Origin of the sequence: Thalassobacterium sedimentorum (assembly GCF_031127905.1) — a bacterium.
In the GTDB taxonomy this organism is placed as follows: domain Bacteria; phylum Verrucomicrobiota; class Verrucomicrobiia; order Opitutales; family Coraliomargaritaceae; genus Thalassobacterium; species Thalassobacterium sedimentorum.
On the sequence record NZ_JARXIC010000023.1, the window covers coordinates 35,850 to 61,424 of the forward strand.

Here is a 25,575-nt window from a genome sequence, read left to right on the forward strand (position 1 = left end):
ACAAATATAAACGATACGCTCCCCCGGAACAAAGTTCCGAGGCCACGTATCCTCAATCCTCTGGATCGGGGCCGGGGGCCCTGCGTCCTGAGCTCCTCAGCTCGAAATCTCAGTCGTTGCCGCAGTTAAGAAATAATAGGAGATTCAGGAATCCTCAACTGACAGCCCTTTCGGCTCGCTTGGATCACACCGATACCACACTGATGCTGCTGAAGATTCATTCGATCTCTATCCCTGAACCTACCGCGGCAGCAGCGGTTTCCCTTGCCTATCCGATCATAGCTTAGTATAATACTGCGGTGCCATCATCAGCTTCAAGCGGACCTCACACAATGCATCGATTCATAATCAAAATCCCCCTCGTCACACTCCTACTTTCATTGCTTCACACTGCTGTGTTTTGCCACGACCTAGATGATTTCGTGTTCCACATGAATGAAGAGACGGTCGAAATCACTGAATATGTAGGAACCAGCACCATTGTAACAGTGCCATCAGAAATCGATAGTATTCCCGTGCAATCGATCGGCAGAGATGCCTTTCGAAATAGCCAAATAACAGAAATCACCCTACCTGATTCAATTCTCAAGATTCAAGCATACGCATTTGAAGGTTGCAACCAACTGACCACAATCCAGCTCAGCGCTCAACTGCTGACCATCGGCGAGTCAGCCTTTGAAGGAACAAATATCACTGCGGTGAACTTCCCCCAGACCTTGAGAACATTGGCCGACTCCGCCTTCATGCACTCTCAATCATTAACAAGCATTCAATTCCCAATGGATAGCAGCGAATTGAGTATCGGCATCAACGTGTTTAGCAATTGCGACGAGCTCCTCACAGTTTCACTGCCAACTGGCCTCCAGACAATACCAGCAGGAATGTTCAGTTCCTGCAATCAGCTCCAATCAGTGACACTGAATGATGATTTAAAATCAATCGCTACCGAAGCCTTCGCATGGTGCCCCAACCTACAGTCAATTAATTTCCCAGATGGCCTCACCACCATCGGCAATGACGCTTTTGTGGGCTCTGGCCTGAATTCCGTGGACTTACCCTCCAGCCTAAGTGCGCTGGGAACTCGTCCATTCTCCTTTTCGGACGATCTAATTGCGATCAATGTCTCCTCCGCTAACAGCAATTTTGCAGCTATAAACGGCGTACTTTACGACAAAGAAATTACCAAGCTACTGACATTCCCAGCATCAAAACCAGTCACAGATTTTCAGGTCCCTGACACGGTGCAAAGCATCGGACTGCACGCGTTTGCAAATCACGCAGCACTTGAGCAAATTCACATTCCACCAGCGACCACAGAAATTGACGCGGATGTATTCTATGCAAATTCGAATTTGCACAGCGTTCACGTCAGCCCCGATAACACAACTTATCGTAGTCAAGATGGTGTTCTATTCGACAAGTCACTCAGTACCCTGCTGTATTTCCCCTACGGCAAGGTCATTGCTTGCTATAAAATACCGGAGGGAGTAACCTCGCTTTCAAGTCGCACGTTTTTCTCTCGCCCAGGCATCGACTACATCGTGATTCCCGAAGGCGTGACCACAATTAAACGAGATACGTTTAGCTATTCTAGCATCCAAGAAGTCATCATTCCAGCATCGGTGCACACGATCGAAACTGATGCGTTTAACACCCCAAGTTTAAATGCGATCTATTTTTCGGGAAATGCCCCAACGGCTCAATCACGTGCATTCTATAGATCCACTAGCGGAGATGTCTATGCAACCGGCTACATATCTGAAACAGCAGAAGGCTTCAGTGCGCCTCTTTGGCAGTACGCTTACCCTTATAATTTGCCAATTCTTACTATCGGGCCAGAAGAAGAATTTACCATCTGGAAATTAAAAAATGAAGTCCCGCATGATACGAATATCAACGCATCACTCGATGGAATTAAATATCCGATCCTATTGCCCTATGCACTCAATTTAAACCCTCAGAAATTTGAACTTCCGATGCCTCAAATAAGCTCAAACGCGTGGATTTGGAAATTCGACGGCGCACGCACTGGCATCACTTATATGGTCGAACAGACCAATAACCTCAGCGAAGACAACTGGTCCACACACGGCATCACAATTTCTGCCCCCGATAGCGCAGGCCAAAGAACTGCAACTGGCAGTCACTCAGGAGAACAACTTTTCCTAAGGATCCTAGTTAACCCGGAGTAAAGGTTGTAGAGTCGAGCAAATCAACAACCGCGAAATGACGAATAAGCCATTCCACGGTTGTGTTTTTGACGAAGGGCCTGAGCGCCTCCAGCCAACAAGCCTAGCCCCCGGAACAAAGTTCCGAAGCTACGTATCCTCGATCCTCTGGATCGGGGCTGGCGGGCCCTGCGGGCCAGTAGAGAGTGCGAAGTGGGAAGACCAGCAACACGCTCCCCGGAACGAAGTTCCGAGGCTACGTATCCTCGGTCCTCTGGATCGGGGCTGGCGGGCCCTGCGGGCCAGTAGCAAGTAGAGAGTGCGAAGTAGAAAGACCAGCAACACGCTCCCCGGAACGAAGTTCCGAAGCTACGTATCCTCGATCCTCTGGATCGAGGCAGGGGGCCCGCGGGCAAAAAAACACTTCGACATAAAAATTTAAAAGATTCTGAAACTATGCGCCGCACCTGACGATGCCTTCATTCGGGCCTTTTCTCTTGCCTGATTCAATAGACAAGCAATCCGAAAAAACTACCATCTCATTCAAACAATTGTTTGAAGAATTCTCAAAAATGCTCCTTTACTTTGCGAGCCTAGGCGCCGCAGCGGATCCAACGCTGACGGCGCACTTTTATCGACGACTACACAGTGAAATCTACATTCTACTTTTGCCTTCCTTTTACGCTGCTGTTTACCAGCTGTGTCAGCATTCCCGAAAAACGTGCGCAGCAAGTCGATGAGGCGCTGGCCATTGCTCCGACCTACGCCACCAGCGAGTATCCGGACTTGGAACTGGTCGATTCTTTACTGGAGCTTTTCGATGCCCCTCAGCTCAAGCAACTGGTGGAGCAAGCATGGGCTCACAATCCGAACTTGCTGATCGCGGCTTCAGAGATGGATGAAGCGGGCTTTAATTTTGAAAAATCCCGCGGAGCTCTGTTTCCTTCTTTGAGCGGCAATGGCGCTGCCAGTCGCGCCGGCTCCAACTCAAGCGCTGCCAGCAATACTTTTTCTGCCAGCTTGGATGTGGAATGGGAGGTCGATCTGTGGGGCGAGCTTCGCAATCAAACGCGCGCCGCCCAAGCGGACCAATTTACCAGCGAGGCGAACTACCAAGCCACCCGCCAATCACTGGCCGCCCAAACCATGCAGGCCTGGTTCAATTTGATCGCGGCGGAGAAACAACTGAATCTGGCCGAGCGCGAGCGAGACAGCTTTGCCGACACCCATCAACTGGTGCAGCGCCGATACGAACAAGGCATCGTCACAATCACTGAAGTGGAGCTCGCGCATACCGATGCCGCCAGCGCCCGCGCCGACTACGAATCCAGCAAAGACGCTCGCGACCAAAGCGCCCGCGCCCTGAAAGCTCTGCTCGGCCAATACCCTGACGCCAGCCTGTCAGCTTCAACGAACTGGCCCGCCCTGGATCGCAGCATTCCCAGCGGCCTGCCTTCGGAGCTGCTGCTGGCACGCCCCGACATTATTGCTGCCTATCAAAACATCCGCGCCGCGGATGCCCTGGCACGTGCCGCCTATGCGGACCTGTTTCCTGCTTTTACACTCACCGCCAGTGGCGGCCGCAGCTCCGATACATTGTCCGACCTTGGACGCAGCGCCTTCGATGTGTGGTCACTCGCCGGACAAATCAGCGCCCCCATTTTCGAAGCGGGTCAACGCCGCGCGGAAGTCGGAGCCGCCGATGCCCGCGCCGAGCAAGCGTACCAGAACTACCGCGCCGTTGTCATTAATGCATTCACCGAAGTGGAAAACGCGCTCAACTCGGAAGCCTACCTAGCCCGCGAAGAAACGGCGCGTCTGGAAGCACTGGCAGCCGCCCGCCGCGCCGAAGCCAAAAGCCTGCGCGACTACGAATCCGGCCTGATCGACATTCTGGATCTCCTCGAGGCGCAGCGCCGTGTCTTCAGCACCGAAGCCCAAACCATCAGCTTACACAATCTACGACTCAGCAACCGCGTCAGCCTCGCCCTCGCCTTGGGCAAAGGCTTCTAAGAATCCTCTCTCACACCCAAGCAAACGACCGCTCAAGCAGCCTGCAACATTCCGTATGACCGCATTACAACGCATCTCCAATATCGTCCTCCTACCGGCGATCCTCATCCTGGCCACGCTAATCATCTGGGTCATGATTAAGAACAAGCCCGAGCGGCCCAATGTCACGCCCCCCGCGATCATCCCCAGCGTGAGCTATGTGGAAGTCCAAGCACAAGCGACCACGCCGGACATCACCACCTACGGCAACGTACAAAGTTTCTTCGAAGCGCAACTCTCCGCTCAAGTCAGCGGCGAAATCCGACACATCAGCCCCAGTTTCAACGCAGGTCAATTCGTGCAAGCTGGCGAGCTACTGGTGGAAATTGATCCATCCGACTATCAAGCCGTAATCGCTCAAGAAGAGGCCAACCTCGCCAGTATGCAACAAGCACTCAGCGAGGAGAGCATTCGCGCCGACCTGGCCGCTCAAGACTGGACCGAGTCCGGCCGCGCCCTGGAAGACGCCAGCGAGCTCACCCTGCGCCAACCACAACTCGCCGCCGCCCAAGCCAGCGTCGCCTCCGCTCAAGCCAGCCTGCAAAAAGCACAGCTGGATCTTGACCGCACAAAAATTCGCGCTCCCTTTGATGCAATCATCCAAAACCGCAGCGCCAGCCCGGGTAACATCGTCAATAACGGCAGCACCCTCGGCAGCCTAATCGCCACCGAAAAAGCCGAAGTGCGACTACCACTCACCGCCACCCAAGTGCAACGCCTCCACTTGCAGACCCCCTCTGCGGACTCGGCCAACAAAGCCCCCCTACGGGCCACACTCACCACAGCCACTCAGCCCAACGCACAGTGGACCGCTACCATCACTCGCACAGAACCCAGCGTCGATCTCAACAATCAAGTCATTTACGTCATCGGCGAAATCGCCGAGCCCTTTGCCAATCCACAGGCCTTCCTGCCGATCGGCTCCTTCGTCGACGCACGCATCCCTGCCCGCACCATTGAAGATGCCTTCCGCGTGCCCAATACCGCACTGGTCGAAGACCGCTTTGTCTGGATCGTCGATGCCGATGATACACTGCAGCAATTGCCTGTCACCCGACTGGTGGCCGACGGCGACGAACTCATTCTACATATCGATGCCGTATCCAAAGATTCCATACTTAAGATCGCCACTCGCCCGTTGAATTCATTTCGCATCGGCCAAAAAGTTCAACCACACGCGAAAGCACGCTAAATGAGTCCCATCAAAAAACATCCAATCATCGCGTGGTTTTGCGACAACACCGTCGTCGCCAACATCCTGATGCTGATTATCCTCGGCATGGGGATCTCCACAGCCATCAGCGTGCGCAAGGAAGCCTTCCCTTCCTTCGACGCGGAAAGCGTCACTGTCAGCGTTCCCTTTCGTGGAGGCACTCCGGAAGATGTCGAACGCGGGGTTGCGATCAAAATTGAAGAATCCTTGCAAGGCATCAAAGGCATCGACCACATCAGTAGCACCTCCACCGAATCGAATGCCAAGGTCACCATAAACGCGATCGAAGATTATTCGATCACCAAACTGCTGGACGATGTCAAAATTCAAGTCGACGCCATCTCCAGTTTCCCCGAACAAGCCGAGAAACCCATCATCACCGAAAACCAACGCTCGCACGATGTGTTGCGAGTCAACCTCTATGGCGATGTCGCCGAAAGCGTGCTCAAAGAAGCTGCCCGCACCCTGCGCGACGATCTACTCAAACTGGAAAACATCACCCTGGTCGAAACCAGCGGTGCCCGCGATTACGAAGTCTCGGTCGAAGTATCCGAGAATCAACTACGCGCTTACAACCTCACATTCAACGAAGTCGCCGACGCGATCTCCAACAACTCCATCGACCTCTCCGGTGGTGTCGTGCGCAGCGACAGTGGCGACATCTCCGTGCGCACCCGCGACCAGGCCTATGTCGCGGCCGACTTCGCCAAGATCCCACTACGCACCGAAGCCGATGGCACCCGCATCTTACTCGGCGACATCGCCGAAATTCGCGACGGATTTGTCGATCAAGAATACCTGAGCCGCTTTAACGGGCAGCCCTCCGTCGGACTCTCGATCACCTCCGAGGGTGACAACGACATCATTAAAGCCGCCGACGAAGCCACTCAGTTCGTGGCCAGCTATGCCGAAGTGTATGGTCTGCCCGAAGGCGTGCAAATCAGCAGCTGGCAAGACGGCTCCGAGTCCATCCGCTCCCGCCTCAAGCTACTCATCGACAATGGCATCCTAGGCGTGCTCTTGGTCTTAATCTCTCTCGCCCTCTTTCTCAATCTACGGCTCGCCTTCTGGGTCGCGCTTGGCATTCCCATCTCGATCGCCGGCGCATTGGCCGCCTTCCCTTTTCCGCTGATCGACATCTCGCTCAATCAGCTCACCGCCTTCGCCTTTATTATCGTGCTCGGGATCATCGTCGACGACGCGATCGTGATCGGCGAATCCATCTATAGCACCAAAGAAGAGGACGAAGCCAAAGGCGAACATCACAAAAACGACCTACACTCCACCGTGCGCGGAGTCTCCAAGGTCGTCACGCCCGCCACCTTCGGTGTGCTCACCACCATCGCCGCCTTCTATCCGCTCACTCAAGTGTCCGGCCGCATGGGCAATGTTTTCGGCCAGATCGCCACAGGCGTGATTCTCTGCCTGATCTTCTCACTGGTTGAATCCAAGCTCATACTGCCCTCCCACCTGAACCACATTCGGATCAAACACGAGCCGAAGAATTTCATCAGTCGTCGCTGGGCTCGCTTCCAAGAGGCGATCGCTCGCGGCCTCAAGTATTTTGTCCAGCGCCTCTATCAACCGGCCCTGCGCGCCATGATTCCCTATCGCTACGTCACCTTGGCCGCCTTTATCGCCGTGCTGATTCTAGTCATCGGCCTACTGCCGTCAGGCAAGCTGCGCTTCGTCTTCTTCCCCGACATCTATCGCGATTCCATTTCGGCCAACCTCGAACTCGAGCAAGGTCTGCCAGTGGATTACCTGCACGAGAATGCCAACATGATCGCCGACGCCCTGCAGCAAACCATTCGTGAGCTGGAAAGTAAGTCCGGCGAAACCCTACTCCGCCACATCTCCGTCAACGCCTCCTCCAATACCGCAGCCTCCATCGCGGCCGAGCTCACCACATCCGAGACCCGCACCATCACCACCGGCGACATTGTTAAAGCATGGCGTTCCAAAATTCCGCCCATCTCCGGCGCCAAAGCACTCACCATCTCCGGCACCCGCGGCCCCGGGCAAGGCCTCGAAATACAACTCGCCAGTCAGTCGTTGGATGACCTACAAGCCGCCGCAGAGGCAATGAAAGCCAAAGTCGCCACGTATCCAGGAATCCATGACATCCAAGACACCTTCGACTCCGGACGTCCCGAGATACAAGTGCAGCTCACGCCCGCCGGCCAGGCCGCAGGCTACAACAAACAACTACTGGCCAACAACGTGCGCAGCGCCTTCTACGGCACCGAAGCCCAACGCGTGCAACGCGGTCGCGACGAAGTTAAGGTCATGGTCCGCTACCCGATCGAAGAACGCAGCCAGTTAGAAACACTGCGCGACATGCGCATCCGCACCGACGACGGCAGCGCCGTGCCCTTCTCCGTCGTCGCCGACACACAATACGGCGACTCCCTCGCCTCCATCGAACGCTTCGACAACAACCGCATCGTCTCCGTCAAAGCAGACATTGATAAGGCCGTCACCTCCAGTGAAGAAGTCCTGGCACTACTGAGCGAAGATTACTTCCCCACCTTTCTGGCAGAGCACCCCAACGTCAGTATCAACCTCTACGGCGAGGCCGAGCAACGCGCCAAGTCCGTGCAATCCCTACTGCGCGGCTTCGGGTTTTCGATCCTAATGATCTACATTTTGATCGCGGTGCCCCTCAAGTCCTACACCAAGCCCCTATTCATCATGTCCGTGATTCCCTTCGGTATCATCGGCGCCTTGCTCGGACACTTTCTCATCGGCATCCCGATCAGCATCCTATCCGTCTTCGGCATCCTCGCACTCAGCGGCATCGTGGTCAACGACTCACTCGTGTTGATGTCGCGCCTCGACGACTTAGGCATCGAAGCCCCCGACACCCCACTCGCCGAGCGCATCATCCGTGCAGGCGGCGAGCGCTTTCGTGCCATCTTGCTCACCACGCTCACCACCTTTGTAGGCTTAATCCCACTACTCGCAGAAACATCGACCCAGGCACAATTCTTAAAGCCCATGGCCGTATCCGTCGGCTTCGGCGTCGTCTTCGCCACTGGCATCACACTGGTGTTGCTGCCTATAATGATCCTAATCGCCAACGACCTACGCAGTGGCTTGAGCCACTCATGCAGCCACTGGCGCGGCATGATTTTCGGGCGCAAGTAAATCGGGTAGATTCAAAGAGTAAGACAGGCGCCCCGCCTGTCATACCAAACACAACGAAAAGACAGACAAGAGCAACTGTCGTTGCTGTTACTGAAGTGACAATTCATTAAGGTTCGGAGTTCCGCTTTTAAGCGGCCGCGTGGGACAGGCCACAAAAATGGGAACGTCCAATGTTGAATTATGAATACACTCTCATTCAAAATTCGACCTTGGACGTTGAATGTTCGACGTTCCTCCCCCCTTCTTAGGTAGCCTCGGTTCTCAGAACCGGGGAGCGTCCGCGGTCTTCACAAGTGAAGCCCCTGCGAGAAAGATCCAGCACAAAGACCAAGACTTGACGAAGCGGCCTGCTTACAAAAGATTCAGAGCCGACACATCTCTTGTCCTCAAGTCGCGCGCTGAATCATGATCCCCCCGAAACCACAATTCGAAGCACTGACAGATCCCGAATCCGTTTTACCGATTCTCGAAAAGATCTCATTTCTCGGCGGGATCACAGATGAAAAGCGAGCACTCATTTTCCAGTATTTTCAAGTCGCTCACTTCGCAAAAGGCGCCTACATCGCCAAAGAAGGGGAAGAGCCCTCCCACCTTTACATCATTCAAGAGGGGCAAGTAGAGCTACAGATCACTGATCGCTCGGTCACAGTCAGCAAGCGCAGCTTCCATGTGGGCGACTGCTTTGGCGAGGCGGCCATGCTCTCGCTGATCAATAACACCGCCTCTTTTGTCGCTGCCGAAGACTGCACACTCATCATGCTCTCACGCCGCAACTTAAACAAATTGCGCGGCGAGGCACCCGACATCTTTTGCCAACTGATGGTCAACCTCGCCCGCGACCTTGCCCGCAAGCTGCAATACACCGATATGATGTTATTGAAAAAGCAGCCCGGCACGCCAGTGGAGGTGTAGACGAAGTGCCGCCAGCCGGGACGCCACACCTCCAGTCATTTCAAACTTCCCCCGGCTAGCTTCTCACTTCAAGCTCACACTTCCAACTTCACACTTCAAACTTCACACATGTCCTTTTCCTCCGAAGATCCGCCGACCGGCACCGACTTTATCGAGCAAACTCTGTCCGCGCCTGAAAACGCGGAAGAGTCGGCCTTGCGCCCGCTCTCGTTTAGCGACTTCGCGGGACAAGATAAGACCCTCGAGCGGCTGAAGGTGATGGTCGGCGCCGCGCGCGACCGCGGCGAACCGCTCAACCACATTCTCCTCAGCGGCCCTCCCGGCCTGGGTAAGACCACCCTCTCGCTCATCCTCGGCAACGAAATGGGCACCAAGGTGAACATCACCTCCGGGCCCGTCATCGACAAGCCCGCCGACCTCGCCGGCCTTTTGACCAACCTGAACGAGGGCGACATTCTCTTTATCGACGAGATCCACCGCATTCCTAAGACGGTGGAAGAGTATCTCTACTCCGCGATGGAAGACTTCCGGATCGACATCATGATCGATCAAGGGCCCAACGCCCGTAGCGTGCGGCTCAACCTCCCCCGCTTCACGCTACTCGGTGCCACCACCCGCATGGGCTTGCTGACCGCTCCCCTGCGCAGTCGTTTCACCCTCCAGACCCGTCTCAACTACTACAACCACAGCGTGCTGCAGGGCATCATCGAGCGCACTTGTGGCATTCTGGAAGTTCCCTTCGAGCCCGCAGGCGCAGCCGAGATCGCGCGTCGCGCCCGCGGCACCCCGCGCATCGCGAATAACTTGGTCAACTTCTGCCGCGACTACGCCCAACAACGTGGCAACGGCACCATCACCCAAACCTCCGCTGCCGCCGCACTGGAACTCTTGGAGATCGACCAACGCGGCTTGGACGAAATGGACAAACAGGTCATGCGCGTCATGGCGGAAAACTACCGCGGCGGCCCCGTCGGCCTCGGCACGGTGGCGGTCGCGGTCGGCGAAGAAGCCCACACCTTGGAAGAAGTGCATGAGCCCTTTTTGATTCAGGAAGGCTACCTGCAACGCACCGCACAAGGTCGCGTGCTGACAGAAAAAGGCTGGCACGTGATCGGGCTGGAGCCCAAAGGCGGCGCCCAAACAGAACTGCTATAAGCCTGCTATAAGCCAATTGAGGCTTGGTTCACTCTTCCCTGACCTCGTGTATCTCACGGATACGCTCAGCGGTGTCGGGGTGAGTCTGAAACATATAGGCCCATCCGGGCAACTGCTCTTCTTGCTCCAGGATCTCAAACAAGCGCTCGGCGCCATCGCGACTACCGTAAACTTGATCGAGCACCTGCAATGCAAAACGATCCGCCGCGCGCTCTTCTTCACGACTGTAATTCAGAGCTAGAAAGTTCGAGACTGAATCGAAGAGAGCATTACTTTGAAAGCCCGTCAGAAGCATCAACCCAGCGCCAAAACCAAGTTGACGGCCTAAGCGTTGCAAGTGATCACGCCCCGCGAAGTGTCCTAATTCGTGTGCTAAGACAAAAGCCAAGGCGATCTCCGCATCCAGCGCGTCGAGCAGACCTTGCGTCAGGATGATGTGGCCTCCGGGCAGGGCAAAGGCATTCGGCTGCGTAGACGACTGATAGCCAAGCTGATAGTGCAGCGGCGGCACGCCTGTGGCTTGTTGCACTTTGGCTAAAATAGCTTCGGCTTTGCGCCATTGCTGCGCATAGGCCTCGGGCACCTCCTCGGCAAACTCATCAACGAAATGCCCCTCAAATAAGGCGGCCTCCCTTGCCGGCGAAATGCGCGACACTGCAAAGTCCGTCACCAAGCCAGCCAAAAAATAAAGTAAGCTGAGCACGCATACCGTCAAAAGCGCCAGAGTCAGCAACTCACGCGCGAGCCCCCGGCCTCCGCCGCCGCTACTGTTTTCGGCACTCGCCCCTAGATCGCGTGCAACGTATTTCAATTTTCCGACCGGTAACGAATCGCCGTGCCATAGGCGATCACTTCCACTCCACCGATCCCCTTCTTGCGCGAGTGCACATTGGCAAGGTTGGACGTTTCCAGCCGCAGATTAATGATGGCATCGCAATCAGGCACCTGCTCCTTCAGCCGCAAAATCGCCTCGCGCTTCGCGCGGTCTAGCAAACTCTCGTAACTGCGGACATTACCTCCGAAAATATTTCGCAGCGAAGCTAAGATTTTCTTAAAATAATCCAGTGAGACCACGACAGAGGCCACCACCAAATGACCGTCCACGACAGAACGATCGGCATCAGCGGAACGCGTAGGAAAAATCGGCAATCTCGCATACTGCAGCTCCCGCTGACGGATAGAAGCGAAATGCCGACGTTCTAAAATACTGCCCACAACCAAGCCAAAGACTGCCAGAAACACTGGCATGCCATAGATCAAGATCAGCAGCAGCAAATTGATGGTATCTGCGGAATCATCCATGGCCGCTTACTCTGCCCGCACCGCGGTGCCATAGACATATAATTCAGCCGCACCTTGCGCCACAGCCGAAGTCGAGAAACGCACATTCACCACCGCATTGGCGCCTAAGGCCTGCGCCTGCTCCACCATCCGCGTCGTCGCTTGCTCGCGCGCATCACCCAATAATTCGGTGTAGCCCTTCAACTCGCCACCCACTAAATTTTTAAAACTTGCCGCAATGTCGCGCCCCACATGCTTCGCGCGCACGGTATTGCCCGTCACCAAACCGTAGTGCTCCACAATCGTCTTGCCCGGCACCTGTTCTACATTGGTCAACACCACCCCTTGAATGCTCGATAAGTTCATACGAATAAATAACGCTCAAATTCATAGCAAGTCGAGTGCTTTCTCTTAGTTTTTGTCACGCCCACACTCGAGCGAATGAAGCACATAAACTACAGTCTTCAGCTTGAAGATTGCCGCAAACAGGCATAGATAGCCGCATGATCCAGCCTACAGTCCTCCTATTCGACGTCAACGAGACCTTGCTCGACCTCCGTCCACTACGCAAGTCGATCGGCCACGCACTGGGGGGGCGCGAAGATCTGTTGCCGCTCTGGTTCTCCACCATGCTGCATTATTCACTAGTCGAAACCCTGACCCAAGACTTCCACGGCTTTGGCGAAATCGGCACCGCCGCCCTGCGCATGCTTGCGGAGACGCAGCAAATCGAGCTCAGCGCGGAGGCCGCGCAAGAGGCCGTCGTCGGCCCCCTCAACAGCCTGCCCCCGCACCCCGAAGTGCTGGCAGCGCTCCAGCAGCTACGCCAACAAGGCTACCGCCTGGCCACATTGACCAACTCCTCTGCCAGCGGAGCCCAAGCCCAACTAAGCAACGCCGGCATCGAGCCGCTATTGGACAACAGCTACAGCGTCGAGAGCGTGCGCAAATACAAGCCACACAGCGGCGTCTACCGCATGGTGCTCGACGACCTCGCGCTCGAACCCGAGCAAGTATTGATGGTGGCCGCGCACGCATGGGACCTCGCCGGCGCAAAAAACGTCGGCTTGCAGACCGCCTTCATCCAACGCCCCGGCACCGCGCTCTATCCCAACACCGCGCGCCCCGACTACGTGCTGCGCGATCTCACAGAATTGGCCCAGCGCCTCGCTTAAACCGCGTCCAATCCATCGCATATGCCAGCTAAAGCGCCACCACTGACTCAATTGCCAGTCGGTTTCTACCTACAGGTCTTGATTTGTGCCACCCTATGGGGCAGCGCATTCCCCGTCATCAAGAACAGCTATGCCGCCTTACAAATCACCGGCTACGGCGAGCAACTGGTCTTCGCGGGCAGTCGCTTCGTACTGGCAGGACTGATGGTGCTCCCCTTTTGTCGTGGCCCCATCATAGAGAAACTCAAGCAAGCTCCACGTGGACCACTGATGGCGGTGGTGCTCGGGCAGACCTTCTTTCAATACATCTTCTTTTACTACGGGCTCAGCATTTCAACCGGCACCCTCGGGGCCCTGCTGGTGGGATCGGGCAGTTTCTGGTGGATGTTGCTCGCGCCGATGATACTCAAGACTGCTCCGCCTCAGCGCATTCACTGGATACTGCTGGGCGTGTGTTCGATCGGTATCGCCTGTGCGATTTACCAGCCCGGCGCCGACTTAAAAAACGCCGGTCTCGGCACGCTCGCCTTTCTCGCCGCATCCGGTTCCGGCGCCGTGGCCGCAACCTTCCTGAAAAAGGTCGCCCCCGTCGCCGGCAGTCGTTGCACCACCGCATTTTCACTCAGTCTGGGCGGACTCATGCTCTTGCTCATTTCTGCCAGCGCCTGGTCCAGCTACATCGCCCACTTCAATCTCACCACCCTCTTGGTCACGCTCTATCTCGCGGCCCTGTCCGCCACCGCGTTCACACTCTGGAATCGTCTAATTGAGCTCTACAGTGTCAATGTTCTCTCCACCTTTCGCTTCCTGATTCCTCTGATGGGCGTGATCGAATCCACCCTCTTCATCCCCGGCGAAAACCTACGCCCCGGCCTCATCATCGGAGCCCTGATCGTCGTCACCTCACTCATCATCATTTCCCAAGTCAAAGAAGCCCCCGTGGAAGGTCGCTGCATTCGTCCATGAACCCCAAACGGTACAAACGCATTTGCACCATCCGAGGAGGGGGACGCTCTATCTTTTCCGTCGACTGACAGCTAAGCCAATCACACAAAATCCTGCAACTACCCCGTAGATCCCTGGCTCCGGCACCACAGTGCTGAACGTCTAATCGCCTCCGAAACAAACCGCCCCAGCTCAACCCTCGTTCAGCAAAATCCAATCCTGCACATCGCTCTCCCAGTCTGCCTCTGCTGAGTTACGGGTTTGAATGTCAATTTCGATGCGCTCGTTGGCGGTTCGATCCCATGGCTGATAGCGGAACTCCAATTGCTGAAGGCCGCCTTCTGATCTGAAGACGGGGTAACGGGCGTCCACTTGCTCTGTCAACAGGAGGTCGCCAGGATCGTCGAATCGTCCATTGCCTTCTGCGTCGACGGAGCACAACTGACCACTTGTATCGTAAACTTCGATACGGGTGGGGGCTGAAGCGCGCGTGCGTATTTGAATGGTATCGCTGGCATTCCCAGGACGGCTGATTTGGTGAAAGACGGGGATAAGGTAAAATGGGTTATCCCGAATCTCTGCTGCGTTGATCACGTGCACACGCTCCGCGGAAGTGGCGGGCATAATCAGCAGGTCGGCGCTGTGCTGCGCTTGTTCAAATTGGGCCGAGAGCGCGAGGCGCAGGTCCGCTGCAGGCTTCAAGTCTGCGGGCATTTTGAAACGGATCAAAATTTGTTCCAGCGGCGCTAGCTCAATCTTTTGAGCCGGCTCGGTCTGCGAGCGATAACTCGTATCGGACAAAGAGAAATGTAGATCCTCACCGGGCACCGCAGTGATTGCTAAATCCGTCGATGCGATCTGCAATTGAGGCTGAATCGAGTGCCCGCTTAGATTCGAAAGGGTAAAAATCGCTTCGTGCGCTTGGCCTTCAATCGGGGCGAAGCTTATGCGATGGGGTTGCAGGTCCAGCACGCCAGTCGCGAGATCTTCAGCTTCCTCTTTCGTGGAGTCGACCGCAGCTGAGCCGCTCGCGCGATGATAGTCCGCCAATTCGAAATACGTCGCCAGCTTGCCTTGAGCCCGATTCACCCGCGGGCTCAAACCCACCGCTTTCAACATTTCAATCGCTTGGGTCTGCAGCGTGAGCGCTTCCTCCATGCGTTGCTGAGCGACCAGTAAACGCGCATAAAGCTCATAGAGCCGGGGCTCGATATTTTTTAGCCCCCGGCTTCTGGCGAGTTGCAGGGCTTCGGTGATTTCCTGTTCCCGCCCGACGAGATCACTGTTTTCAATGCCAAACTCAACAGAGGCAATCAGGGCCTTGATTCGAAGAAATGGGGCTCGTTCTGCTCGGTAAACGCAAGCACACCCTCCAGCAATTGATGAGCCGCGGCGGGCTCACCGCGGGCATGATACTGCCAGGCGCGTGCCAGCTGATTTTCCTCGCCGGCTTGGCCGAAGTCGAAGTGGTTTGCACGTTGTTTGACTTCGAGCGCTTCGAGTTCTGCGATACTGATCGCGGGGGACTCGCCGAGGCGCGAACGCAGCACGGTGGCTTCGAGTGTGGCAGTGTCGGTCAGTCGTCCTTTGTAGGGACGGCGTCCATCGTGGATGATGATTTCATAGACGGCGATGGCAGCCGGCAAGTCACCCAACAGCTCATAGGTGCGTGCTCGTAGCAGCAAACTGTCCTGCAAGGTTTCTTCGACCCATCCACGTGGATTGTTCTTCGGCACCTCACCACTGGCCAATACCTCTTCGGCCCAAAGCTCGACCCAGCGCGAAAAATAAAGTGCGGCTTGCCAGTCGCCGGCATAGAGGCGCTCATCCCCCAGCGCCACCAGGCTGTGCGCTGCTGAATTCGTCAAAATAGAACCTGGCAGCGTATTCCAGCTGGCTTGCTTGGCCATGGCGGGACTGACTTTCAGATCGAACTGAGTCTCGGCGGGAATAGCGCCGGTCGTATCGATCCCGGCGAGCACGGAATCGAAGTCAAAAGTTAGCCCGTAAATTTCATTGAGCAGGGTGCGCAGTCCTTCACAGCTTTCCCGCACCAGCCCGAGACGTCCGACCTCTGTTAATCCGGCAATTTGGTTCCGCCGCACGGTCATACGATTGTCCGCGAGATGATAGAGCTCTTTGTCGTATTGACGACGGCACCAGTCGAACAAGCGCCAACTCCACTCGGGATCACTGCGCCCGCGCTGCGTTTGCGCATCCCACCAGATGCGGGAGAGAAAGCTATAGCTATCTTTCGACTTCAACTGAGTGTAGGCCGCGAAATGCTCGTCAATCACGGCCAGCGCCGCCGCGTAATCCTGACTACGGATCCAGGCATCGGCCGCTTCGAGGGCATCGTTCGCCGATTGCCGGGCCACTTTCTTTAAGTCGACTTCCGCCTGTGCCCAATGCGCCAACTCAGTCGGTGTAAAATACGGACGGAGCTCGGAGTTTTGAGCCATTTTGCCCAGATTCAAAATGGCTTCACGATAGCCAAGCCCTGCCGAACGAATCAGCAGATCAATCCCGGTGCGCGGATCAGCCTCTGGGAATTTTTGATACACGTGGCGGTAGCCCAAATTATTGAGAGCATATTGATTGTTTAGCGCAGCGGCCGCTTCCAGCAGCTCAATCACCCGCGGTGAATTTTCTGTTTCGCGACGGCTTTTGATCAGCAACATGGCTAAATTATTCAAGGCCGTGCCATGCCCTTGCTCCGCTGCTTTTTCATAATACGCGATCGCTTTATAGTAAGCACGCACACCGTAACGCCCACTCTCATGGATCCATCCTAAACGGAATTGTGCCTGCACATGACCCAGCTTGGCGGCGCGTTCCAATAGGTTTACGATTTCATCCGCTTCAGCATCCAATTCCTCGTCGTAGTAGAGATCCGCCAAATTGTAGAGTGCGTCCGCATCTTCCAGATCCACACCTTTTTGGTAGGCCCGCTCCGCCAGTTTCAGGTTTCTCTTCAGGCCGGGGCCACCCTTTTCGTAGAGTCGCCCCACGTTGTTCCAAACACCCGGATAGTTCGGGTATTGCTTCAAACTAGTCATGTAATAGTGCAGCGCCCGACTGTAGTCCGCCTCGATACCGTGCTTCCCGTTATGATAGATCTTCGCCAGATTATTACTGCCCATCGCCATCCCCAACTGGGAGGCCTGCTCATAACAGTGCAAAAAAGCCAACGGCTCCGGCGCCAGTTCGGGCGCATCGATATACACGTTGGCCAAATTATTCCAGGCCCGTGCTTGTCCGTTCTGCCCCGCGAGTCGATACCAATCAACGGCCCGCGAGAGTGAGCGCTCGGTGCCGTGTCCGAGTTGATACATCCGTCCGGCGTAAAATTGAGCCGATGGATGCCCGGCTTCTGCAGCCACTAAAAACAATTGCAGCGCCTCTGCCGCATCATGGGAATCCCCGCGCCCATGACGATACAAGGCATCCGCCCGCTGATAAATATCCTGCTGCGGCAAATTACCGGCAACTAGCGAAGAGCAAAATAACAGGGCAAACCAAAGTCTTATGAGGTGAGGGGAACGCATAGTCGGACTTTAAACGTGTATATGCTAATACAGTTTTCGAGTCAGCTTCTTATCGAAGCTGCAGCGACGATGCTAGTTAAAAAAATCCAGACCCGAATCTGAGGCAGGCTCCGGCGTGATTTAACCGCTGAGTTGGAAGGACGCGGAGGGAGCACTCAGGAGTTCTTCGGAGGGTTTTTATTTCCCTCTGGCGCAATAAGGAGCGTAGGCCTCCGGCCTAACGCAGGGAGGGTTAATATCCTGCGGGTGATAAATGATAAATACCCTCCGTATTTATTTACCCTTTCTTGCTAAACGTTGGGCGGGAGGGTTTTTAAATACCCTGCGTATTTATTTACCTCTGGCGCAATAAGGAGCGTAGGCCTCCGGCCTAACGCAGGGAGGGTTAATATCCTGCGAGTGATAAATGATAAATACCCTCCGTATTTATTTACCCTTTCTTGCTAAACGTTGGGCGGGACGCCCACGCTCCGTAGCATTTTACCCTTGCAACGTTAGACGAGGCGCCCACGCTCCTTATCCATGTTCCTTGATGAGAATCGAGACATTCAGAAGCATCGGGATCGACTGCCCCATTGGCATCAGGGCGGCACGCTTGTTTTTCTCACTTGGCGACTGACCGATTCATTGCCGAAAGCCGCAGTTGCCAGAATCTTAGAACTTCGTGAGGCTTGGCGTGAGCAAAACCCAAAGCCTTGGTCTGATAGTCAGGCCGCTGAATACAACCGACGGTTCATCTTACCCCTCGAAGATAAGTTGGACGACTCGCACGGCTATTGCGTCCTACGACAGCAAGAAGTCCGTCGAATCGTTTGCGACGCCTTACATTATTTCTATCAAGATCGCTATGAGCTCGATGCCTACGTGGTCATGCCAAATCACGTGCATATACTCTTGCTTTTGAACGATCAGTTCCCTCTGAAAGATGTGGTGCACTCACTCAAGAGCTACACCGCGAAAGAGATTAACAAGCTCCTCGGCCAAGGCGGAAAGCTTTGGCAACGAGGCTACTGGGATCGACTGATTCGCTCGGAAAAGCAACTGAACTGGACACGGAGCTACATCGCAAAGAATCCGGAGAAACTTAAGCTCGGCGACTACAGTCTATGGCATAAGGAGCGTAGGCCTCCGGCCTAACGCAGGCAGCAATAACGAGCCCCTAGGGAAAAGAACGTTGGGCGGGACGCCCACGCTCCGTATTACTCTGATAAACTCAGCTGGAATTATCGGGTCACCTTGAGTCGCCAGAACATCTTGGCGGCATCGTCGATTGCGGGGGTGATCACGTAGCGGCGAATTTCGGTGCTTCCGTTGTTGTTCGGCGTGCCGACTTCGGTTGCGCTGGCGTCGCCGCTGAAGCTGAGATCCTGGCTGGCTTCGAGGGTCACGCTCAAGCCTTGTAGATCGACGGGAATTTCGACTTTGACCACGCGGTAGCTTTTGGCCGTGTTGAGGGACAAGCCGTAGCTGCTGTTCAAGCTGCTGCCACTTTGCACCGAACCGGTGGGCAATGGAGCGGGCGCAGCGGAGGCATCGTCGGGCGCGGTGCCGAAGAGAAACTCTACCAGGTTGGCCCAGCCGTCGCCATCGGCATCGTCGTCTTCGCCTTGCTGATTGGCGGGCAATGTGGCGACGAAGGTCTCGAATGGATCACTGGGCGCGCTCACGGCGCTACCTTTGAGCAGCACGAGTTTGGACGCAGTGATTCCGTTATAAGTGGTAAACTCTCCGCCCGCCCAGATGCGACCGCTGTCGGTCAACGCGAGATCATTGACGTAGTTGTCAAAGCCGGTCCCGGTATCGAAGTTGAAGTCACGATTGCCCGCCGCGTCCAGGCGGATGAGACGGCCCGCGGTTTGCCCGGCGGCGCTGCTCATATAGCCCCCGATATAAATATCGCCCTCGGGGCTTTCGGCAAAAGCACGAACAGCACCCACAATATTACCACCGACCGGGAAGGGACTGATGGTGGCACCTGTGTCGGCGGCCAGGCGAATCGCGCCGCCGCCATAGGAGCTGGCGGCGAGCAGATCGCCATTGGCGAGCTGAAAGGAATCGCTGGTATAGAAGAAACCGGTGTTGTAATCGATTGAGGTATCCTGCGCTCCGGACGCATCGGTGCGTGCAATGTATTCATCTCCAGAGCCACCCCAAGCACCAAACCACCCGGCGAAGATCAGCTTGCCATCAGCCTGCGGGAAGACGCGATAGATCCAATTACTCGCGCCGGAAGTGAAGCTGCTGTTATAGGAGCCGTCATCGTTGAGACGGACGGCGTAGTCGGCAGTGGGCTCACCACCGAAGTCAGTAAAGGAGCCCACAACGATGATCGTGCCGCCAACTTCCTCTGCAATATCGAATGCTCCGAAATACGAGCCAGTCAGACCAGTCGGGTTGAACACCGTGTCGAGGCTGAGGTCGGCATTGAGACGGGCGAGCTTCCCGCGGGCGCTGCTGCCGATCGTGTTAAATCCGCCCGCGAGCAGAATCTTGCCGTCTGCTTGCAGGCGCAGCGATTCGATTGAGCCATCGGCGGAGAGTCCTGTCACAGGAATGACGGCTCCGGTTTCGTCGACCACGGCGAGGCGGGCACCGGAGGTGTTCACACCATCGCTGATCGAGGTGAAATTACCGCCGACCAGCACGCGTCCGTTCGGCAGGGGCAGCACTTGGTTGACGGCCCCACCGGTGACTGTGGGCGGCGTAAAGCCCGGTGCGATCGCCGCGGCGTTGGCCAATACCTCGACTTCGATGCCGGCGCTGGGGGTGTCATCAATACTGTTGCTCACCACCACGGTATAGCTGCCTGCATCGGCTTCGGAAAGAGAGGCAATGCTTAGCGTGGCCGCGGTCTGCGTCGGCAACAGAGTGCCGTCGCGATACCATTGATAGCTGAGCGTGCCGGCGCCGAGGGCCTCGACTTCCAGCGTGAGCGAACTGCCCTCCAGCAGGCTGACATCCTCGGAGAGACTCAAAATCTGCGGAGCGCCCAAGACGATGACCTGCGCGACCTCGCTGGTGCGGGTGCCGGCTTCGTTACTCACGACCACCGTGTAGTCGCCGTTGTCCAAATCATCGACCGCGCTGAGCACCAGGCTGGCGCTTTGACTACCGGCAATGCCCGCGCCATCGACCAGCGGATCACCATCGTGGAACCATTGGTAGCTCAGGGCCGAGGTGCCGACCGCTGCAACGGTCAGGGTGACGTCTTCGCCGGGATCAACGATCGTGAGCGCGGCGGGCTGGACCGTCAGAGCCAGTGGGATGGGATCGCCATTGAGCAGCGCAAGATAGCTGACGGCGCTGCCGTTGTAGCTGGTAAAGTTGCCGCCGACCCAAATCTTACCATCGGTGCGGATCGCGAGATCTTTGACGGAACTGTTGAAACCGGTGCCGTCCGAAAAGGAAGGATCGACCGTGCCGTTCGAGAGATAGCGCACGGTCCGCCCACTACCGTACGTCCCGGCGGCAATGTATTTGCCGTTGATTTGAGCGGCAATCTCGGTGGCATTGTAGAGCGAAGCAGATTGATCGGTGCTGCCATCGGGATTGATTTTGAGCACCTGACTGTTTCCGGCGAAGAGATAGTCCCCGTCGGGCGCGAGGTCGATCGCATCCACCCGGGTGCGCCCGGATGAATAGGTGAAGCTCTGGCCCACTAAGTTAGAGTCGAATCGATAAACCTTTTGCCGCGAGGATGAAGTGGTGCTGGCCGTGACCAGAGCGCCCCCGTCGGGGAGTGCTTTGATCGCGCCGATCGTTTGCGAGTCATTTTTCGACATGGCCCCCGCGTAGCTGCCGTCGGCGTTGGCCACCGCAGCGCTGTAGGCACCGATGTATTGATTATTCCATGAGGTAAAGCTGCCTCCGAATACGATGCGTCCGTCGCTAAGAATATCGACTGCATTGGCGGCGCCGGTGGTGCCGGCAGCAATGTTGCTGGCAAAGTCGGTGTCGAGTGAGCCGTCGGCATTGAGACGGGCCATGCCGCGCAGGCTTTGGCCGCCGACGGTGTAAAAAGAGCCGACGATCACGACCTTTCCGTCATCTTGCAAAGCGACGTCATGGACGGAACCGCTCGCGATCGCGGCTGGCACGAAATTGGTATCGAGATTGCCACTGGCATCGACTTTGGCCACATAGTCGATCGCTGTATGGCCGCCCACATCGGTGAACCCGCCGACGATGATCACACTGCCATCGGGCGCGGCATCGAGCGCAACGACGCCGCTGTTAAGCGTGATACCGGTGTATCCACTCACCAGCGCGGCCGGATCGGGGATGATCGTGAGCGAGACCTCATCGGAATCGAGGCTGCCATAGTCGTTGCTGATGCGCACGCTGTAGCTGCCTTCATTCGCCTCGGCAACCGAGGGGATGCTATAAATGGCATCGGTCGCGGAGGCAATCGGTTGTCCATTGAAATACCATTGATAGCTCATGGTGCTGGGGCTGGTCGCCGTGACGCTGAGCGTGGCGGACTGACCGAGCACAGCAAATGTATCGACAGGCGGCTCGGTGATCTGCGCGAGGGAGTCATCGTCGTAGAGAGTCACGGTCAACGTGTCGGAGACGAGACTGCCTCCGGTAAATTCCGACAGTTGTAGGCTAAAGTTTTCGTCGCCTTCAATCGCCGCATCGTCGACCAGCGTGAGGCTCACAGTTTTCGAGCTGGCATCGCCCGCGGCCCAGCTAATCGTTTGATCGATCGCGGTAAAGTCGGCGGGCGCGACGGCTGTGCCATCCACACTACGGACACGGACCGAAGCGGCCTGCGTGTGGTCGCCGTAGCGAACAAGCTCCAGACTGAGCGAGCCTTCGTCTTCAAAGAGAGCCGCGCCGCTCAGCGCAAAACCGACTTCCGGACGCTCGACCAGCAGGCGGGTAAATCCGGCCGCACTCACGCCATTCCAGGTGGTGAAGGAGCCGGACACCAGGATACGCCCCTGGTCGTCGATGTGGGCATTCGTCACAACGCCGTTCGGTCCGGCACCGCCGGGGAAGTTGTCATCGACCGTGCCGTCGAGCGAAAAGAGCGCGAGGCCGGGCAAATCAATCGAACCGAAAGCGGTCGCTCCGGTCAGCAACAAGCGTCCGCGATAGGGCTGAATGGAAGTGAGCGTGCCAGTGAATGTATGCGTTTCCAAGAGAGCACCGTCCTCCAGATTGTGGATGGTCAGTAAGTTGCCATGAATCGCCGCAAAGCGGTCATTTCCAATCAGGGCAAAGCCGGTCACGTTTTGACTGGTCGCGTAGTGCGGGAAGTCGGGATCGAAGCTGCCATCGGGCAGCACCCGCCGGATGCCGCGCCAGAGACTACCGTAGCCACCGGCGGTGTAACCAATGAGAATCGAGCCGTCGGGTAGCTCCTGCAGAGCCGTAAAATTGCTGTTGGTGCTATAATTGTAAGCGATGCTAAAGTCCGGATCGGCGGAGCCGTCGGCCAGTAGACGGAAGAGGCGGTTGCCCTGATTACTGCTGCGCACGAGGGCGTAGACCGTTCCGCTGTCGCCCACGTGGACGCCGCTCAGGCCGTTGAAATAGCCGGTGTATTCGTTGACCGGGAAGCTGCCGCTGTTGAAGAATGGCACAAAGCTGGTATCGAGTGTGCCGTCAGCATGCATGCGTGCCAGGCGACGACGCGGGCTGCCGTTGACCTCGGAAAAGAAACCCGTGACGAGGAACTGCCCATTGGGCAAAGGAATCGGAGAAGGATAGGCCGAGCTGGCGCCGTAGCCACTCTCGGGCGTGACGGTCACCGAAAAGCCGGGATCGGCTGTGAAGCTACTGCCATCAATTTTGCGCAGAGTGTAGCCCAGGGAATAGTTGCCATCCAACATCAGGATCGAGCCGTCAGCCAAGAGCTGAAAAGACCCGGGCGTGCTGACACCAGTGAGCGTCACGCCCGCATCGGGCTGCGCGGCGGGGGGAATCACGGTCAAGCGGGCCGCCGCGCTCGGTGCGGAACCGGCGGGGGTGCTGACTACGACGCTGTAGTCGGCTGCCGAGCTGGCGTTGGTCGCGCTGATGGTATAGCTGGCGGCAGTCGCACCGGGGATGTCGACGCCGTCCTTTTGCCATTGATACGTGACTGGAACCGGGCTGGAAACACCGACCGAAAACGTCGCCGGCTCGCCCTCTTTTACGCTCAAGGCGACCGGATCGCTGGTGATGACGGGCAATGCCTCATCGTCGATAATCGTCACCGCAATGCTGGCCGAGCCCGCGATGGGATCTCCGACAGGGTTGCTGAGGCTGACGTTAAAGGATTCATCGCCCTCCGAAAGCGCGTCCTGGGTGATCGGGATGACCAGCGTTTGCGCGCCCCCGATGCCGTCGGCCCAGGTGAGGGTGCCGGAACTGGCGGTAAAATCGCCCGCCCCGGCGCTGCCGTTTGTGGTGCTGAATTGAACGCTGGCCGCCCCGCTAAGCGGGCCGGTGCGAACCACGCTGAGCGTGATCGAGCCCGCGTTTTCAGTGACAGTGGGCGCCGTGGACGACCAGGTGAGCGCGGCTGGCGTGCTGTCGCCTTCGAAGGCGACGAGCTTCACCGCGGGGGTGCCGTTGACCGAGTCGAAGGCGCTACCGGAGTAGATTTTGCCATTGGGCGCGGTGATCGCATTCGAGAAATAACCGGCCTCCGGATTGCCGGTCGGGTTGTCCGTCCAGAGCGAGCTTGCATTAAATGTCGGGTCGAGTGAGCCGTTGGAGAGGATGCGCACCAAGCGGTCGCGGGTGCTGTTTTGACTAGTCACGAGCAGGTATTTGCCCGCTGGATCGCGCCGGAGTGGACGTGCCGCAACGACTCCGAGGGCAGGGTCCAATGTGAACGAAGGATCGACCGAGCCGTCCGGATTCAGGCGCAGCATCCAAGACGAGCTGGTGGGACTTTCGTATTGGCCGAGCACCACGACCTTGCCGTCCGGTTCGACGACAACACCGCGCACTTCCTCCAGATTGCTGGGCAGCGTGGGATTGAAAGAAGGGTCACGACGACCATCGGGAAACAGGCGGGCCAAAACATGAACCTTAGGCGCAGGATAGGAATAGCCCCACTCGAAATAACCGGTCACGTAGATTTTACCCGAAGCATCGAGGGCCGCGGCACCGAAGAATCCACGCATGGCAGACACACCTGTGGGCGCGCCAAATTCGCTGGGGTCGACATTAAAGCCAGTATCCACCGAGCCATCCACATTTAAGCGGGCGATGCCGTAGCGAGTGGTCCAGGGAGCCGTGGACGAATCGCGAAAGCCGCCGAAGCCACCCACCGCGATGATTTTATCGTCGGGCTGGATGGTGACGTCCTCGATGTAATTGAAGCCGCCCGTGGGCCAGCCATAGGTGCCGGCGGTTTGAAAGCTGGTGTCAATGGTGCCGTCGGCATTGAAGCGCACGATTGAATTGGACTGAAGAAAGGTGCCGGGATTGCTATAGGTGCCCGTGCGCACGCCCTGCATGACGCCCGCGGCGACGATTTTGCCATCAGAAAGCAGACCGAGTGCGTGGACTTCAGGCCAGCCGTTGCTGTCGTAGTAGATGCCGGAGTCGGATCCGTTCGCGTTATTGTCGGCAAAGAAGGTGTTGTCGACCGAGCCGTCCGGATTGAAACGGGTCAAGGAAAGTGCCAGCGGCGTTTCCTGCGCGGTGCCGCGGTGGAGCACCGCGGGCATTTCGTTGGAGCCGAAGAGGATCTTGCCGTCCGGCTGCACCAGCACCGAGGCGACGCCGCCATATTCGGCCGGCTCAAAGAATTGGCCTGCCGTGTTGGCAAAAGCGGTATCGACCGTGTCCGGTGCCGCTTGTAGCGCAGTGGTCGAGAGCGACGCAGTCGCGAATAGAGATACGGCCGTGAAGAGGGCGTTTCGTTGCATGGTAGTAGAATGTCGTGTGGTAGTCGTACCGCCGTGCGTGCGCACGCAACCCGCAGCTAGGACGGACTGTTATTTCTGCTATAACGAAAAGAATTCTTGACG

General features: G+C 56.7%; 16 protein-coding genes. 9 read left to right on the forward strand and 7 right to left on the reverse strand.

The window, feature by feature from the left end; genetic code table 11:
* The first annotated feature begins 332 nt into the window (after positions 1-332).
* The 6 genes from QEH59_RS13250 to ruvB all read left to right on the forward strand — a co-directional run bounded on the left by QEH59_RS13250 (position 333) and on the right by ruvB (position 10,650).
* Positions 333-2,192 (forward strand): leucine-rich repeat domain-containing protein, encoded by a 1,860-nt coding sequence (locus QEH59_RS13250; protein WP_308985858.1) that lies wholly within the window; start codon positions 333-335, stop codon positions 2,190-2,192.
* A 624-nt stretch (positions 2,193-2,816) separates the two neighbouring features.
* Positions 2,817-4,181: an efflux transporter outer membrane subunit gene (locus tag QEH59_RS13255; RefSeq protein WP_308985859.1), complete on the forward strand. Its 1,365-nt coding sequence runs from the start codon at positions 2,817-2,819 to the stop codon at positions 4,179-4,181.
* Positions 4,182-4,236: 55 nt separating this feature from the next.
* Positions 4,237-5,412 carry an efflux RND transporter periplasmic adaptor subunit gene (locus QEH59_RS13260; RefSeq protein ID WP_308985860.1) on the forward strand — a complete coding sequence of 392 codons (1,176 nt, stop codon included), beginning with the start codon at positions 4,237-4,239 and terminating at the stop codon, positions 5,410-5,412.
* Entirely contained in the window at positions 5,413-8,583 is a 3,171-nt protein-coding gene (locus QEH59_RS13265) for an efflux RND transporter permease subunit (RefSeq protein WP_308985861.1), read from the forward strand. It abuts the gene before it with no gap.
* A 405-nt stretch (positions 8,584-8,988) separates the two neighbouring features.
* The gene (locus QEH59_RS13270) at positions 8,989-9,495 is read left to right on the forward strand and encodes a cyclic nucleotide-binding domain-containing protein (RefSeq protein WP_308985862.1); all 507 of its coding nucleotides are present in this window, start codon (positions 8,989-8,991) and stop codon (positions 9,493-9,495) included.
* 108 nt (positions 9,496-9,603) lie between these two features.
* A complete protein-coding gene (ruvB, locus tag QEH59_RS13275; protein ID WP_308985863.1) occupies positions 9,604-10,650 on the forward strand; it encodes a Holliday junction branch migration DNA helicase RuvB in 1,047 nt (348 codons plus the stop codon).
* 28 nt (positions 10,651-10,678) lie between these two features.
* Here the strand turns inward: ruvB and QEH59_RS13280 are convergent, their stop codons facing one another.
* The 3 genes from QEH59_RS13280 to QEH59_RS13290 are packed head-to-tail and all read right to left on the reverse strand — an operon-like array spanning position 10,679 to position 12,297.
* Positions 10,679-11,461, reverse strand: coding sequence for a M48 family metallopeptidase (locus QEH59_RS13280; RefSeq protein WP_308985864.1), 783 nt, complete (start codon positions 11,459-11,461; stop codon positions 10,679-10,681).
* Positions 11,458-11,952: a YbjQ family protein gene (locus QEH59_RS13285; protein WP_308985865.1), complete on the reverse strand. Its 495-nt coding sequence runs from the start codon at positions 11,950-11,952 to the stop codon at positions 11,458-11,460. The genes QEH59_RS13280 and QEH59_RS13285 overlap by 4 nt, the downstream gene beginning before the upstream one ends.
* Before the next feature lie 6 nt (positions 11,953-11,958).
* Positions 11,959-12,297, reverse strand: coding sequence for a YbjQ family protein (locus QEH59_RS13290; protein WP_308952346.1), 339 nt, complete (start codon positions 12,295-12,297; stop codon positions 11,959-11,961).
* 137 nt (positions 12,298-12,434) lie between these two features.
* Here QEH59_RS13290 and QEH59_RS13295 point away from each other — a divergent pair, with 137 nt between their 5' ends.
* Complete coding sequence (locus tag QEH59_RS13295; RefSeq protein ID WP_308985866.1) at positions 12,435-13,106, forward strand: haloacid dehalogenase type II; 672 nt, start codon at positions 12,435-12,437, stop codon at positions 13,104-13,106.
* A 21-nt stretch (positions 13,107-13,127) separates the two neighbouring features.
* Entirely contained in the window at positions 13,128-14,072 is a 945-nt protein-coding gene (locus QEH59_RS13300; RefSeq protein ID WP_308985867.1) for a DMT family transporter, read from the forward strand.
* Between the two features lie 48 nt (positions 14,073-14,120).
* Here the strand turns inward: QEH59_RS13300 and QEH59_RS19015 are convergent, their stop codons facing one another.
* The 3 genes from QEH59_RS19015 to QEH59_RS13310 form a co-directional block, all read right to left on the reverse strand.
* Positions 14,121-14,201, reverse strand: coding sequence for a PEP-CTERM sorting domain-containing protein (locus tag QEH59_RS19015; RefSeq protein WP_425609248.1), 81 nt, complete (start codon positions 14,199-14,201; stop codon positions 14,121-14,123).
* A 42-nt stretch (positions 14,202-14,243) separates the two neighbouring features.
* Complete coding sequence (locus QEH59_RS13305; protein ID WP_308985868.1) at positions 14,244-15,209, reverse strand: hypothetical protein; 966 nt, start codon at positions 15,207-15,209, stop codon at positions 14,244-14,246.
* Between the two features lie 155 nt (positions 15,210-15,364).
* On the reverse strand, positions 15,365-17,599 hold the full coding sequence (locus QEH59_RS13310; protein ID WP_308985869.1) for a tetratricopeptide repeat protein: 2,235 nt from the start codon (positions 17,597-17,599) through the stop codon (positions 15,365-15,367).
* Positions 17,600-18,121: 522 nt separating this feature from the next.
* On the opposite strand from QEH59_RS13310, the gene QEH59_RS13315 reads away from it, so the two are divergent.
* Positions 18,122-18,736: a transposase gene (locus tag QEH59_RS13315; protein WP_308985870.1), complete on the forward strand. Its 615-nt coding sequence runs from the start codon at positions 18,122-18,124 to the stop codon at positions 18,734-18,736.
* An 86-nt stretch (positions 18,737-18,822) separates the two neighbouring features.
* Here QEH59_RS13315 and QEH59_RS13320 read toward each other — a convergent pair whose 3' ends face one another.
* On the reverse strand, positions 18,823-25,473 hold the full coding sequence (locus tag QEH59_RS13320; protein ID WP_308985871.1) for an immunoglobulin domain-containing protein: 6,651 nt from the start codon (positions 25,471-25,473) through the stop codon (positions 18,823-18,825).
* Between the last annotated feature and the right edge of the window lie 102 nt (positions 25,474-25,575).